The following is a 13,351-nucleotide window of genomic DNA, read 5'->3' as shown; positions in this document are numbered from 1 at the left end:
AGGTGCAATCAAATGTTTGATAAGAAAGAGTTCGCAAGATTATTAGAGTTAGCAAAAGGTGATAGGTCTATAAACGAATATGCTAAAGAATGTGGAGTAAGTTCTGCTCATATATCAAGATTGTTAAGATGCTTATTAGACACACCGCCTAATCCAGAAACAATAAAAAAAATTGCGTCAAAAGCTAAAAATGGTGTTACTTATGAAGATTTAATGAAGGCAGCTGGCCACATACTAAATGGTACTCAAGCACCTGAACCTTCTCGCCCATGGCAACCGACCTTGACAGAGAAGGATAAGAAAGACATCGCAAAAGAGCTTGAGAAGCTCCTGAACGACTTGGAGCATAGCGAAGGACTTGCATTTTTTAACGGAGAACCGCTTGATGAGGAGACAAAAGAACATATTAAAAATGCACTAAAGCTTGGCTTGGAGATTGCAAAGATTAAAAATAAACAGAAATACACACCAAGGAAGTATCGCAAAAGCTGAGGTGTTTGTTTTGCGATATAAAGCTGATGAGATTGAGAGAATTGTTGGCAAGCTAATAAACAAATGCGGTCGGTGTAGCCCATACGACATTGCAAGGGAAAATAATATAATTGTACTCAAAATCCCTCTTGGCAATGTCTATGGGTTTTATAAACACATAAAGCGCAATAAGTTTATTTTTCTCAACTGTGACATTGATGAACAAATGCAACTACTGGCATGCTCTCATGAGCTTGGACATGCTGTATTACATCCAAAGGAAAATACAGTATGGTTACAAAGCTTTACTTTATTTTCTACAAACAGGCTTGAAATCGAAGCTAACTTGTTCGCATTATCACTTCTTAAACATGTCAGTAAGTTTGACTACTTTGCGCTGGCTAATCTGTTGAGGATTCCTGAAACTATTATAAAAACAAGTATTGGATGGTGATATATGATATGGGTATACTAAAAAATATTTTATCTCTAATAGTGCAAAATTTCAGAAATAATCCCGAAGTAGAATCAAATTTAAAAACTAAAATAGAACAGAAAACAAATTATAAAATAGAAATAGCTGAACCTAATGTTTCACCAAATTGGATCGAAAATAAAGAATGGTTTTTGTGGGAAGCTCCGTTAAATTTAGTGAGAGGAGAATCTTATCGTCAAAATAACTTACAAACATTAGTCGGCAAACCATGTAAAAAAGGCTATCTTGTCCCTAAGGAAATAACATTAGTTAGAGAACCAGACAATAAATATGACCGGAATGCCATTAGGGCTGAAATTGAAGGTGTACATGTAGGTTATATTGCAAAAGAAATTGCTTCTAAATTGGCACCCACTATGGATGTACTGAATATAACTTCATTTCAAGTAGCAGGACTAATACGAGGCGGAAGTCGTACAATTCCCACTCTTGGTGTACATATTTGGTTAGATAAGAGAATTAGTAAAGGGCCTATTATTGAAATCACCCCTGAGCTTCAACAATCTTATCAAGTATCTTGGCCTCCATTAGAGAAAGAAATTAATAACGAAGAACTTCAGTCCATGGCTTTAGATACATTAGATTTTCCTTCAAGATCCTCAAAAGAAAAACCCGGTTATTATCAAGGCAAACATTATACAGAGTATGTTGATTTAGTAAAACAATTAAAAAGCGCTGGTGAATATGATAAAGCTGAAAAATTGTTAATAGCTTTAGTTGAAGCTGTTGAAAGTGAAAGCAAAAAGGAAAATTTGGGTGTTGCTCCATGGTATTACGAACAATTAGCTATAATTTATAGACGGCAAAAAAATCTAATAAAAGAAGTAGAAATATTAGAACGCTTTTCTAAACAAAAAATTGGACCTGGTGCCTCATCGTCAAAGCTTTTAGAACGGTTAGAAACAGTCCGTAAAAAATTAGAAAATAATTAAGTGGTCCCCTACTTCTAAATTACCCAGCAGGGTAAAAAAGTGTGATAAGATGTATAAAAACTCTAAAAAAGGAGGATTAGAATGTTCTTTGAAGAAGTAAAACCTCAATCAATTGTAAAAATAACACTTGTTTCAAAATATTTTGATGCATGGGCAAAAATAATGAATAGAAATGCTAGAAGTGACAGGTTAGGTTATATAGATTTATTTAGTGGTCCAGGAAAATATAATGATGGCACTATATCAACTCCTATTTATATTATGGAAAAGATATTGAAGAACGAAGATTATAGAAATAAATTTGTAATCATTTTTAATGATAAGGAGAAAGAATACATAGAAAATTTAGAACAAGAAATAAATAAGTTGGAAAATATTAATTTGCTTAAACATAAGCCAATTTTCTTGAATTTAGAGTTAAATTTCGAAACCAGTGAATTATTTAATTTCTCATTAATACCGAGTTTGGTTTTCATAGATCCTTGCGGATATAGAGGCATTACAAGAGATTTAATCTACACATTTATTAAAAATTGGGGATGCGATATTATACTTTTTTTCAATTATAATCGTATAAGATCAGGAATTAAAAATCCTTTAGTTGAAGAACATATGAAACGTTTATTTGGCGAAAACAGATATTCAAAAATACTAGAAAACATAGACAACTATAAAGGTTTTGAAAAAGAAAAATTTATTATGAATGAGTTTAGTGAAAGTATGATGGAATTAGGTATAGAATATATTCTTCCATTCAGATTTAGAAAAGAAGATAAAAATGACACCAGTCATTACCTTGTCTTTCTAACCAAAAATTTCACAGCGTTTAACATAATGAAAGAAATAATGGCAAATCATAGTTCTACTTCTACTCAAGGTGTTCCGTCGTTTGAATTTATTCCTAATGCAGACAAACAATTATCTTTTTTATATATGTACAATCAGCCCTTAGAAGAATTAAAAACAGAATTACTTCAGTTATACAAAGGAAGAAGTATTTCTCTTAGAGAGCTTTTTGTTGAACATAGCAAAAACAAGCCATTTATCTTAAGAAACTACAGAGAGGTTCTCTTAAAATTGGAAGAAGAAGGGAAAATAATATGTGATCCACCTAAAGAAAAAAGAAGAAAAAACACTTTAGCAGAACATGTTATCATCTATTTCTTGTAAACTTTAAACTTTAAAGAACGTTCGTTTGAATGTTTCTGTTTTTTCTGTTATAATTAAAGAAAGTTCATTTCTTGTGAGGGGAAACAGATGGAATATATTGAAAGGAAATCATTACTATACAAAAGCGGAGTTGAATATGCAGATTATACTATAAATCATGTGCAGGGTTGTGCTCATGGTTGCTTATATCCATGCTATGCATTTATGCTTGCAAAACGTTTTGGCAAAGTTAAAGATATGCAGGAGTGGCGTCAGCCTAAACTTGTTAAAAACTCAATAGAGCTACTTAAAAAAGAAATTCCGAAATACAAGAACAAAATAAAGTCAGTTCATTTGTGCTTTACTACAGATCCTTTTATGTATGGATATGAAGAAATATCTCAAAAAAGTATTGAAATCATAAATTTACTCAATGAATATGGAATTTCTTGTACTGCCTTAACAAAAGGAATTTTGCCCAAAGAACTTGCTTATACTAAAAATATTAATATTTACGGTATTTCATTAATTTCTCTTAACGAAAATTTCAGAAAAGAATATGAACCATATTCTGCACCGTATTTAGAAAGAATTAATAATCTGAAACATTTACATGAAAAAGGGTTCAAAACTTGGGTAAGTATAGAACCATATCCTACACCTAATATTATTAATCAACACATTGACGATATACTAAATAAAATCTCTTTTGTCGATAAAATAATTTTTGGACGGTTAAACTATAATAGAAAAGTACATGAATATAAAGAATATCAAAAATTTTATAATGAAATGTCTGAAAAAATCATAAATTATTGTCTTAAGAACAATAAAGAATTTCATATTAAAGATGGAACATATGTAACTGAAAAATGTCTGTAAACAAAAAGAATATACCTTTGATAAATAAAATAGCGCCCTGAGCCCTATCCTCTTGTGAGGATGTGCTTCGCAACTAGGCGAAGGTTTCGGATATCAGTGGCGCTATTCTAATATGCAGGTTTTAAGCCTGCTTATTTATTTTATTATCTCATTTCTTCATTGATTATATCATAATCAAGGATTAAAAATAAAATATTTCAAAAAATACGAGGAGCTGATACTATGCGAGGTCACATCAGAAAACGAGGAAATAGCTACAGCGTGGTTTTTGATGTCGGCAGAGACGAAAACGGCAAGCGTCGACAAAAATGGGTAAGTGGATTTAAAACTAAGAAAGAAGCTGAGAAGTATTTAGCTGAAGTGATTTCACAAATAGAAAAAGGGCAATTTGTAGAAAAGAACGAAATGACATTGCAAGAATATCTTAGTTATTGGCTTGAAAACTATGCAAAGACAAATACTGCTCCAAAAACATATAAAAGATATATCGAACTTGTCAAACATATTACGACATACTTGGGTAAAATTGAAGTTCAAAAGCTAAAACCATTACATGTACAGCAGTTTTACACTACATTGCTTGAAGAAGGCAAACTAAGCAAAAGCACTATTTTAAAGATTCACAGAGTTTTTCATCTTGCTATTAAACATGCTGTCCAATGGCAGCTTGTAAACTATAATGTCTTAGATGCAATTACACCACCACGGCCAGAACGCATAGAAATGAAAATTTGGGATATAGAAACAGCTAATAAATTTTTAGAAGCTATTAAGGATGATATTCTTTATATCCCCGTTTTACTTGCATTGCATACAGGTATGAGAGAAGGAGAAATTTGTGCTCTGAAGTGGGATGACGTAAATTTAGAAGACGGATATATAGTTGTTAAAGCTACTTTGCAAAAAATAAATGGCAAACTTATTTTAAAAGAACCAAAATCACAAAAATCTATAAGAACAATAGCATTAATGGATTCTACAATTAAAGCACTAAAAGAACACAAAGAAAGACAAAAAGAGAAAAAAGCTTTATTACAAGAAAATTACAAAGATGAAAATTTTGTTTGTGCTTGGGATGATGGAAGACCACTTGATCCGATGTATGTAGCCAAGAAGTTTCCTAAGCTTATCAAAAAATATAATTTTCCACCTATTCGTTTTCATGATTTGAGACATACCCATGCGACGCTGTTATTGCAACAGGGAGTACATCCTAAGATAGTAAGCGAACGTTTAGGGCATTCAACAATTAATATTACTTTAGATACGTATTCTCATGTTTTGCCTAATATCCAAAAGGAAGCTATTAAAAAACTTGATAAGTTCTTTTATTAAGAGTTTGCAAACATTTTGCTAACATATGATGCGATACAAAATAAAACATAATAGAATGAGAAATGTCATAAAAGGCTTGATAATCCTAATGTCATAAAACCACAAAGAATAATAAAATACGTATTGAAATAAAGCGGAAAGCTCTCCAAAACCGTTGGCTGGGGGTTCGAGTCCCTCCGCCCCTGCCATTTTTAATACCTCTGAAAATGAGAAAATAAGGGGCTGTATTTCAAACAGCCCCTTTATTTGTTTTTGTATCTCTTACTTCTTAGCTCTATTATATGCATTTATCCTAATTGTTATCAAGCGTTGTAGCCCAACCTTGTTTAAAACATTCAGATATTGTTGCCAATCTTTGTTATTACTTGGATCTAACTGACCTGTTACAAATTTCATGCAATATTCATCCACAACTGCCATAATATTTGATTCTAACTCAGCTCTTTCTGCCATTTCTTCTTTTGTATACATCATAGGTTCTTCCCTGATGTAGTAATACTTTGGCCTGTTTATAAATGTTTTTGCAAGTTCTGCATAAATAGGAGTATATGTTTCTACAGCTTGAGGGTATGCTTTCATAAACCCGTTTGGTGCAGCAAATGGAAATCCATAGTCTTGCAAGCTATATTTACCTGATGGATTGGTTGGAGTTTGAATATGGTCCATATATACGTATTTGTTTCCTTCTTTTTTATAAGTAACACCATATTCACCGTAAGTATGGAATATCTGGCCTTCTTCACTCAGTGCCCAGTTCAAATACTGGAGAAGTCTATCTAATTTTTCTTTGCTTATGCTTGAATTAAACCCATTACCATCTGCAAAGTGCAAAGGATTTCTCTTGAAGAAGTATGCCTTCCCAGGATATGCTGTTGGTATATCCTTAGACCATACCCAGTTTGTATCCTTATCTGTATTCCTATACAGATTGTTGTAAGTTCCTATATTTGCAGGATATGCCCACATAATTATTCCTTGACCTTGGGTTCTGAACTTGTCTAACTGGTCACGAGTTGCTGTTGCATATTCTTTCCAAATACAGCCTGCTTTATAAAGTTTGTTTATTAAAATTAGAGCTTGGCGATAGTTGTTTTGATTAAATGCAAAAGGCACAAACTTCTTGGTAAGTGGGTCTACATAAGAAATCTGTCGCGGTGCAAGTTCAGGCAAACCATACATCAGAAAAATCCCTGTAAATGCCCACAGACTTAACTGTCCTGCTACTGGATTTGCATGCAAATAAACGACTTTCCCTGTTTTTTGTCTTAAAAATACACATGTTTTATAAAACTCATCAACTGTGGTTGGGAATTTTAAATTATATCTATCGAATATCTCTTTTCTGTATAAGAAAGCCATGTCTACTGGTGCTATACGCCTTCCATGGAAAGAATATACCTTACCATCACTATAACGTACTATCTTATAAAGGTAATCCCATTCTTCTTTTGTCCATATTTTTAAGTAGTTTGGCCATTTCTTTTTTATCTCATCCTGGGTAAAACCAATCAAATATCCTGCCGCAATCCATTCATTTAAGTTATACTCAGGTCTTAATGTCCTAATCCAATCAGGTGCCATATTGCTTGCAAAAAGTAAGGACATTTTTGTAACAAAGTCACTTTGAGGAATATAAATTGTTTTTAAATTAATCCCAAATTTTTCTCTTAATTTCTTTTTATATAAATCTGTAACTGCAGGTGGTTGGCTCGAGGTTGTATGAGTAGTAATTGTAATCAACTTTTTTGAGGTAGCTGCTTTTCCAAACGAGAAACCTAAAGTTACAACAGAAAACAGAAAAGTAATTGTCAGTAAAATTGCAAATATTTTTTTGCTTTTCATCTTCTCATCCTCCCTCTTTGCATATTTTTTAATCTTTTAACGAACCTATCATAACACCTTTGACAAAATACTTTTGTACAAATGGGTAAACAGCCAACATTGGAACCATTGAAACAAAGAGTGTTGCATATTTCACCCCCTTTGCATTGATTAAACCCAACTCTTGCCTTGCACTCAAATCGCCCGCTTCAGCAGCTTGTTGAAGAGTCTGAGCAAGCATTATAATGTCTCTCAAAACAAGCTGCAGAGGAAATTTTTTCTGGTCACTTAAAAATATCATAGCATTAAACCATGAATTCCAATGTCCAACAGCATAATAAAGACCTACAGTCGCAAGTGCCGCTTTTGAAAGAGGCAAAACTATTCTTGTAAATATAACAAATTCATTTGCTCCATCAAGATAAGCAGATTCTTCTAATTCATGAGGAATATTTTGGAAAAATGTTCGCATTATAATAAGGTTTGTTGTATGAATTGCTCCAGGCAATATCAACGCCCACATCGTGTCATATAATCCTAAATTTTTTACTAATATAAAAAGGGGAATTAATCCTCCTGAAAAATACATAGTTATGATAACAAGCCAAGTATAAAAGGACTTTAGCGGCAAATTTTTTCTTGATAGCGGATAAGCAAATGAAGTTGTCAAAATAAGATTTATCAATGTTCCTACAACAGTATAAACAACTGAGTTTTTAAATGCTCGAGGCACTGCCCCCGCTGTAAATATCATCTTGTATGAATCCAACGTAAAACCAATTGGAAAAATTGTAATTATTCCTCTATTGTTCGCATCTGCACTGCTTAAAGATGAAGCAAACACATTTAGCACAGGATATAAAGTCACGATTAACACAAATATCATAGTAGTATGAACAATTAGTGTTAAAATTCTGGTTGATAGCGAATTATCTTTCACCATAGAATTTCGCCTCCACTAAAAGAGTCCTGTTTCTGTAACTCTCTTTGTAATCCTGTTTGCTATAATGAGTATTGTGAGATTTATCAGTGAGTTAAAAAGTCCTATTGCAGTTGTATAGCTATACTCACCATATACAAGTCCCCTTCTGTAGACATATGTACTTATAACATCTGAGGTTTCATAGTTAAGAGGACTTTGCATGAGCAAAACCTTCTCCGCACCCAGCGACATGATGTGCCCAATTCTTAAAAGAAGCATTATAACAATGGTAGGCATTATCGATGGTATTGAGATATACCTCATCATCTGTACCCTTGTTGCTCCATCTATTACAGCACCTTCATAAAGTTCTGGATTTACATTGCTAAGCGCTGCTATATAAATTATTGCTCCCCAGCCCAAGTGCTGCCATATGTCGCTTATTATATACAATGGTCTAAACCATTTAGGGTCAGCCATAAAATATATTGTTGGCAACCCCATTTTCTGAAGTATCATATTCACAACACCATCTGTTGGTGATAAAAACATTACCATCATACCGATTATTGCAGGAAGAGAAATAAAGTGAGGTAAATAACTAACTGTTTGGACAAATCTCTTATAAAAGCCGTCGCGAAGTTCATTTAGAAAAAGAGCAAATAATATTGGCAGAGGAAATACAAATATTATTTGATAAACATTAATAAGAATTGTATTTCTTATTAGTCTCCAAAAGAACGGATTTTCAAAAAATCTTATAAAGTGTTTAAACCCTACCCATTCACTACCCAAAATACCTTTTCTAAAATTATAGTCTTTAAATGCAATGATTACTCCATACATAGGAATATAATGAAAAATTATGTAATAAAGAACACCTGGTAAAGCTAATAGATGAAGATACTTAGTTTTCTTCATCGATTTCCAAAACCTTTTAAAGCCATTCTGAAAAGTTTCATTTTTAGACATTGTAACTTCCACTATATTCACCTCTCACTTTTTGAAATATTTCGATTACACTCTATAAAGAACTTTTTCATAAGGGACTGTCTTCTTATTAAGTTTCGAAGACAGCCCCATCCAAATTACTTTCTGCTAATGTAACGGTTATAAGCTTGCTGATATATCTTTATTGCCTCGTCTATCCTCATTTTTTTCAATCCTTTTCTCAGCTGTTCAACATCGTTGAGTTTGCCTGTCATAAGTCTTACAAACATCTCATCATAATAAGTGTTAATAACATTCATAATATCTGCCAATTTCTTTGCTTCATCCGATGTAAATGAAAGAATAGGCAAAAGTTTTTTGTTAGATGCATATCTCCAGTTCTCACTTGCTTCTTTTTGTTGTGGGAGCCCTAAGCCTATCTGAAGAGCATTTTCTTTTGCCTGAATAAATGGGCCACCAAATGAAGCACATGCATATCTTGCAAGTGCAGAAGGTCTATCAAGCTGCGGGTTGTTCATAACCTCATCAGTGTAAACCGGGCGTCCATCTTTTATAACATAGCTTTTCCCCAACACACCAAAATTGAGTGCCATGAATCCTTCTTTACTCCATCCCCAGTCAAGAACCTTCATTGCAAGTGGAATATTTTTACAAGATGTGGTAATGGCAGCACCACTTTTTGCAAACTGAGGTTCACGATGGCTAAACTCTGGTTTTTGCCCTTTCTTAAGAACAGGATACTTAACTCCCATTAAATCTTTCTTTAAGTTTACAAAGAAAGCTAAGTCTCCACCTATTAATCCCAAAAACGAACCTATTAAATCATTCTGAATATTTGCTCTGATTATATCTCTGTTCATAGTAAGTACATCTGGGTCAATCAATCCTTCCTTCCACCACTTTTGAAGTGTCTTTATAAAATCTGTGTATTGAGGTTTTAAAGGACCATATTGAATTTTATTGTTCTCAACAAAGAAATCAGTTTTGATACCCCACGCACCTACTAAAAAGCTACAATAATCAAAGGCTCGTCTTGGACTTGTTGCACCACCTAAACTAATAGAAAACGGCCTTTCATCATTTTTACCATTCCCATTGAGGTCGTTAACTTTAAAAGCTTTTAACATTTTGTACCATTCATCGACAGTTTCGGGTGGACTGATTTTTAATTTGCTTAGCCAATCCTTTCTCACAATAGGGCCATAGAAGGTACCTTGAATTTCAGGGTCTTCTCTTAAATAAGGAAAACAATACAAATCGCCATCGTCAGTCACTATCATCTTTTTCACATCAGGATGTTTTGACAAATATGATTTAAAATTTGGAGCATATTTGTCCACATATTCGTTGAGCCTTATAATCACCTTGTCTTGTAAAGCCTTTACAGGTCCACCTGGGTAACTGTCTACCCAATTCCAGTAAATGATATCAGGAAGTTTTTTGGATGCAATCATTAAATTCAGCTGGTCTTGGGCAGCAGTACCTCCCATTGGAGGATGGATAAATTGAATATTCACATTTAGCTTTTTCATAAGAAGTTGATATGCTGCAATCTTGCTAAAGTTATCATACGAAACTGCAACTTTTGCATCCATCTGAACAAAATAGGTAATAGTAGGTTTTGTAGCTGCCAAACTCACTTTAGGATTTATCGCTAACAAACCAATCACAAGAGCAAACACTACAAAAATACTAAAAAATCTCCATACTTTTAATTTCTTTTTGTCGAACATCGAATTTAGCCTCCTCTTTTTTCGTTTATTTTTTCTGATTTTTAAGTTACAGCAAGACGTATGTTTTATCAACTTTCAACTATTTAGAAAGGGCAACAATTTCTTAGGCTAACGCACATTCACTTTTTAAAATCAAGGTACACTTTTATAGAAAAAACAAACCCCCTGCTATAACAGGGGGTAGCTTCTCAATAAACTCTTTTTAGTTTAAACTTCTCTTAGTCTTTCACAAAACTCACTTGGCAAGATTCCTATTACCTTTTTGAAAGCTCTTCTGAATGTATGGGCATTAGTATATCCTACCATTTTTGCAACCTCATCAATGTTATACTTACCCTCTCTTAAAAGTTCACACGCCTTTTCAATTCGCAGTTTTTCAATGTAATCGCTAAACTTCATACCTGTCTGTTCTTTGAAAAAGAATGAAAAATAAGAGTTCGAAAGGTCAAATTGTGAAGCAACAAAAGATATACTCATCTGAGAGTTATACAAATTTGAATGTATAAAATCTAATATCTTTTCTAACAACTTTTCATTGTGGCTCTTTTTATTCTGGTCCATTATTTTAGAAACTTCAAGAAACTTTTGGACAATCTCTTCAAAAACCACCTCTAAGTCTTGTTTTTCTTTTGAAACAAATAGTTGTTTTACTTCTAAGGTTGAAGCAATCGAACTATCACACCTGTTGAGTACTTTAATGAATGTAGCCAAAAGCTCATTTAGAAAAATAATCTTCAGATTTTTACTGAGATTATTTTCTCTAAAGTTTTTCTCAAAAAGCATATCAAGTATAGATTTCAAGTCACCGACACGCCCTGCAAGAGTAAGTGAAATAATTTTTTCTTCTATTTCTAACGGATAGTATATTACATCCGATTTTTGCCACTCATCAGCACAGATTATATTGTTTTCTAACTCTTCATACTTCAGAGAAATATTTTCTATTAATTCTTTAGCATCTAAAAATGCATACTGAACATCAAATAAACTGCTGCATATACGTCCTAACACTATCAACGGGGTTATAGAATACTTTGCAGTTACCTCCCTTTGAACGGTTTCAAATAAATCTTTTGTTTGTTTTTTTACTTCTTCATCATTTTCTATATAAAAACCCACCAATATTGAGACTTCGTTTTCTGATATAGTATGTACGTAAATGGGACCGTAAAAATTTCTCTTCAAAATTTCTTCAATAGAAATCCTGTACAAATTAAGCTCATTGAGTATACTTTTGGTAGCCTTTTGATATTCTTTCAATATTCTTATAATTGCCACTGCAAATCTTTTTGAATCTATGTTAAAATTCAAATACTTCATAAGCTTTTCAATTTTACTTTTGTCATCGTAGTGGCCATATAAAAGTCTTTCAAAGAAAATTTCTGTCAATATAAACTGCTGGTTCTCAAGCCTTTTAGAAAGTTCTATTTCACTTTGCAATAAATTTGAAATCTCCTTTTTGATGAAATCAAACTCTTTTTCGTCTTTGTTCAAAACTGGTCTTGTCCTTTTTAAAATCCCCAAAATTTCAGATATAGGCTTTTCATTCCTATAAGCAAAGATTATTGAAAACAGAAAACCTACAAATAATGCAGCAAGCAGCACTATAATTGTAACCTTTCTTAAAAAATAAACCTCTTTCATAACAACTTCAATAGGAAACTCGGCAACATATATCCAATTGTTTAATTGCGATTTTACATACGTTCTTATTACTTTGCTTCCATTTGTTAGTATAACTATAGATCCCTCTGCTTTCTTAAAGTTTATAGACTGAATATTGCTCAATATTGTCGACTTTGTTGAATAGGTTGAGATGACCTTGCCTTCTGCCGAAATTATATAAGCACTACCCTTTAAATTTTCTACTATTTCTCTCAGCAAATTTTGAATTTTGCTCTCGTCAATAAATATTGCAATAACTCCGTCGGGACTGCGTTTTTTCCAAAAAGGAAACGAATAGACATATGTTATAACTTCTTTTTTAACTCCGTCCACTACAACACTTGCTTTAGGCAAAAAATCTTTGTAATGAAATTTGCTGAAAAGGTAAGTGTACCATTCTTTAAATGACATTTTCTCATATTTAAAATTATTGTTATAAAAATCATTCATTCCAAAATAAAGAACAGAATTGTAGTAAATAGTGTCATTGTGTCTCAGTGCAACTAATAATGATATATCTAATTCGTCTTTCAAATTGGAAACAATCTTACAAAAATTGTTATAATATTCCCAAAACCAATACATATCAGGAGAACCCTCTGTAGGTTTATCTAAGGAAGAAATCCATTGAAGTTTAGAGTCGTATGCCATTTTTATTGCTATTTCGTCTATCTTTTCTATTCTGCTGTCAATAAGATTTTTTAATTGATTTAGCAAAAATAATGTTGAATTAACCGAATTTTTTTGAACTACAGCAACTGAAGTGTTAAACACAATCAATGATAACAACAAAGGAATGAGAAGTATAGATATATACGATATTAGAAATCTTTTGAACACAAATGACTTTTTAAATTTTTCCAGTAACATAAAGAAAATTATCCCCCTGTCTTTGTATTCCTGTCTCATAGTTAATATATTAATTCAAGATATAATTTAAGTCAATCTCAATAAATATTTTTCTAAATTCATTTTTTGTTTTGTTATACATGAC

11 protein-coding genes are annotated in these 13,351 nt (G+C 32.5%); 6 read left to right on the top strand and 5 right to left on the bottom strand.

The genetic code is table 11. From position 1 onward, the window contains the following. Window positions 1-12: 12 nt before the first annotated feature. The 6 genes from CALHY_RS03720 (at window position 13) to CALHY_RS03695 (ending at window position 5,265) form a co-directional block, all read left to right on the top strand. On the top strand, window positions 13-492 hold the full coding sequence (locus tag CALHY_RS03720) for a DNA-binding protein (protein WP_013402670.1): 480 nt from the start codon (window positions 13-15) through the stop codon (window positions 490-492). Continuing rightward, window positions 437-925, top strand: coding sequence for an ImmA/IrrE family metallo-endopeptidase (locus CALHY_RS03715; protein WP_158304225.1), 489 nt, complete (start codon window positions 437-439; stop codon window positions 923-925). Before CALHY_RS03720 ends, CALHY_RS03715 begins: the two co-directional genes overlap by 56 nt. A gap of 8 nt (window positions 926-933) precedes the next feature. Beyond that, window positions 934-1,899, top strand: a complete 966-nt coding sequence (locus tag CALHY_RS03710; RefSeq protein WP_013402668.1) for an HIRAN domain-containing protein — start codon at window positions 934-936, stop codon at window positions 1,897-1,899. Window positions 1,900-1,980: 81 nt separating this feature from the next. Continuing rightward, on the top strand, window positions 1,981-3,069 hold the full coding sequence (locus tag CALHY_RS03705) for a three-Cys-motif partner protein TcmP (protein WP_013402667.1): 1,089 nt from the start codon (window positions 1,981-1,983) through the stop codon (window positions 3,067-3,069). 87 nt (window positions 3,070-3,156) lie between these two features. Beyond that, the gene (locus CALHY_RS03700) at window positions 3,157-3,930 is read left to right on the top strand and encodes a radical SAM protein (RefSeq protein ID WP_013402666.1); all 774 of its coding nucleotides are present in this window, start codon (window positions 3,157-3,159) and stop codon (window positions 3,928-3,930) included. Between the two features lie 222 nt (window positions 3,931-4,152). Then, complete coding sequence (locus tag CALHY_RS03695) at window positions 4,153-5,265, top strand: site-specific integrase (RefSeq protein ID WP_013402665.1); 1,113 nt, start codon at window positions 4,153-4,155, stop codon at window positions 5,263-5,265. A gap of 261 nt (window positions 5,266-5,526) precedes the next feature. Here CALHY_RS03695 and CALHY_RS03690 read toward each other — a convergent pair whose 3' ends face one another. The 5 genes from CALHY_RS03690 to CALHY_RS03670 all read right to left on the bottom strand — a co-directional run bounded on the left by CALHY_RS03690 (window position 5,527) and on the right by CALHY_RS03670 (window position 13,227). Beyond that, a complete protein-coding gene (locus CALHY_RS03690; RefSeq protein WP_013402664.1) occupies window positions 5,527-7,107 on the bottom strand; it encodes an ABC transporter substrate-binding protein in 1,581 nt (526 codons plus the stop codon). Window positions 7,108-7,135: 28 nt separating this feature from the next. Then, window positions 7,136-8,029 (bottom strand): carbohydrate ABC transporter permease, encoded by an 894-nt coding sequence (locus tag CALHY_RS03685; protein WP_013402663.1) that lies wholly within the window; start codon window positions 8,027-8,029, stop codon window positions 7,136-7,138. A 15-nt stretch (window positions 8,030-8,044) separates the two neighbouring features. Beyond that, window positions 8,045-8,992, bottom strand: coding sequence for an ABC transporter permease (locus tag CALHY_RS03680; protein ID WP_013402662.1), 948 nt, complete (start codon window positions 8,990-8,992; stop codon window positions 8,045-8,047). 104 nt (window positions 8,993-9,096) lie between these two features. Then, on the bottom strand, window positions 9,097-10,692 hold the full coding sequence (locus CALHY_RS03675; RefSeq protein ID WP_013402661.1) for an extracellular solute-binding protein: 1,596 nt from the start codon (window positions 10,690-10,692) through the stop codon (window positions 9,097-9,099). A 207-nt stretch (window positions 10,693-10,899) separates the two neighbouring features. Then, complete coding sequence (locus CALHY_RS03670) at window positions 10,900-13,227, bottom strand: AraC family transcriptional regulator (RefSeq protein WP_013402660.1); 2,328 nt, start codon at window positions 13,225-13,227, stop codon at window positions 10,900-10,902. Window positions 13,228-13,351: the final 124 nt, after the last annotated feature.

Origin of the sequence: Caldicellulosiruptor hydrothermalis 108, from assembly GCF_000166355.1 — a bacterium.
In the GTDB taxonomy this organism is placed as follows: domain Bacteria; phylum Bacillota; class Thermoanaerobacteria; order Caldicellulosiruptorales; family Caldicellulosiruptoraceae; genus Caldicellulosiruptor; species Caldicellulosiruptor hydrothermalis.
This window is presented reverse-complemented; position numbering and strand designations above follow the sequence as displayed.

Excerpts from the sequence above, each read along its gene's own strand:
- CALHY_RS03710 (WP_013402668.1), top strand. The coding sequence starts at position 934 with ATGGGTATACTAAAAAATATTTTATCTCTAATAGTGCAAAATTTCAGA.
- CALHY_RS03720 (WP_013402670.1), top strand. The coding sequence starts at position 13 with ATGTTTGATAAGAAAGAGTTCGCAAGATTATTAGAGTTAGCAAAAGGT.
- CALHY_RS03685 (WP_013402663.1), bottom strand. The coding sequence starts at position 8,029 with ATGGTGAAAGATAATTCGCTATCAACCAGAATTTTAACACTAATTGTT.
- CALHY_RS03670 (WP_013402660.1), bottom strand. The coding sequence starts at position 13,227 with ATGTTACTGGAAAAATTTAAAAAGTCATTTGTGTTCAAAAGATTTCTA.
- CALHY_RS03705 (WP_013402667.1), top strand. The coding sequence starts at position 1,981 with ATGTTCTTTGAAGAAGTAAAACCTCAATCAATTGTAAAAATAACACTT.
- CALHY_RS03695 (WP_013402665.1), top strand. The coding sequence starts at position 4,153 with ATGCGAGGTCACATCAGAAAACGAGGAAATAGCTACAGCGTGGTTTTT.
- CALHY_RS03690 (WP_013402664.1), bottom strand. The coding sequence starts at position 7,107 with ATGAAAAGCAAAAAAATATTTGCAATTTTACTGACAATTACTTTTCTG.
- CALHY_RS03675 (WP_013402661.1), bottom strand. The coding sequence starts at position 10,692 with ATGTTCGACAAAAAGAAATTAAAAGTATGGAGATTTTTTAGTATTTTT.
- CALHY_RS03700 (WP_013402666.1), top strand. The coding sequence starts at position 3,157 with ATGGAATATATTGAAAGGAAATCATTACTATACAAAAGCGGAGTTGAA.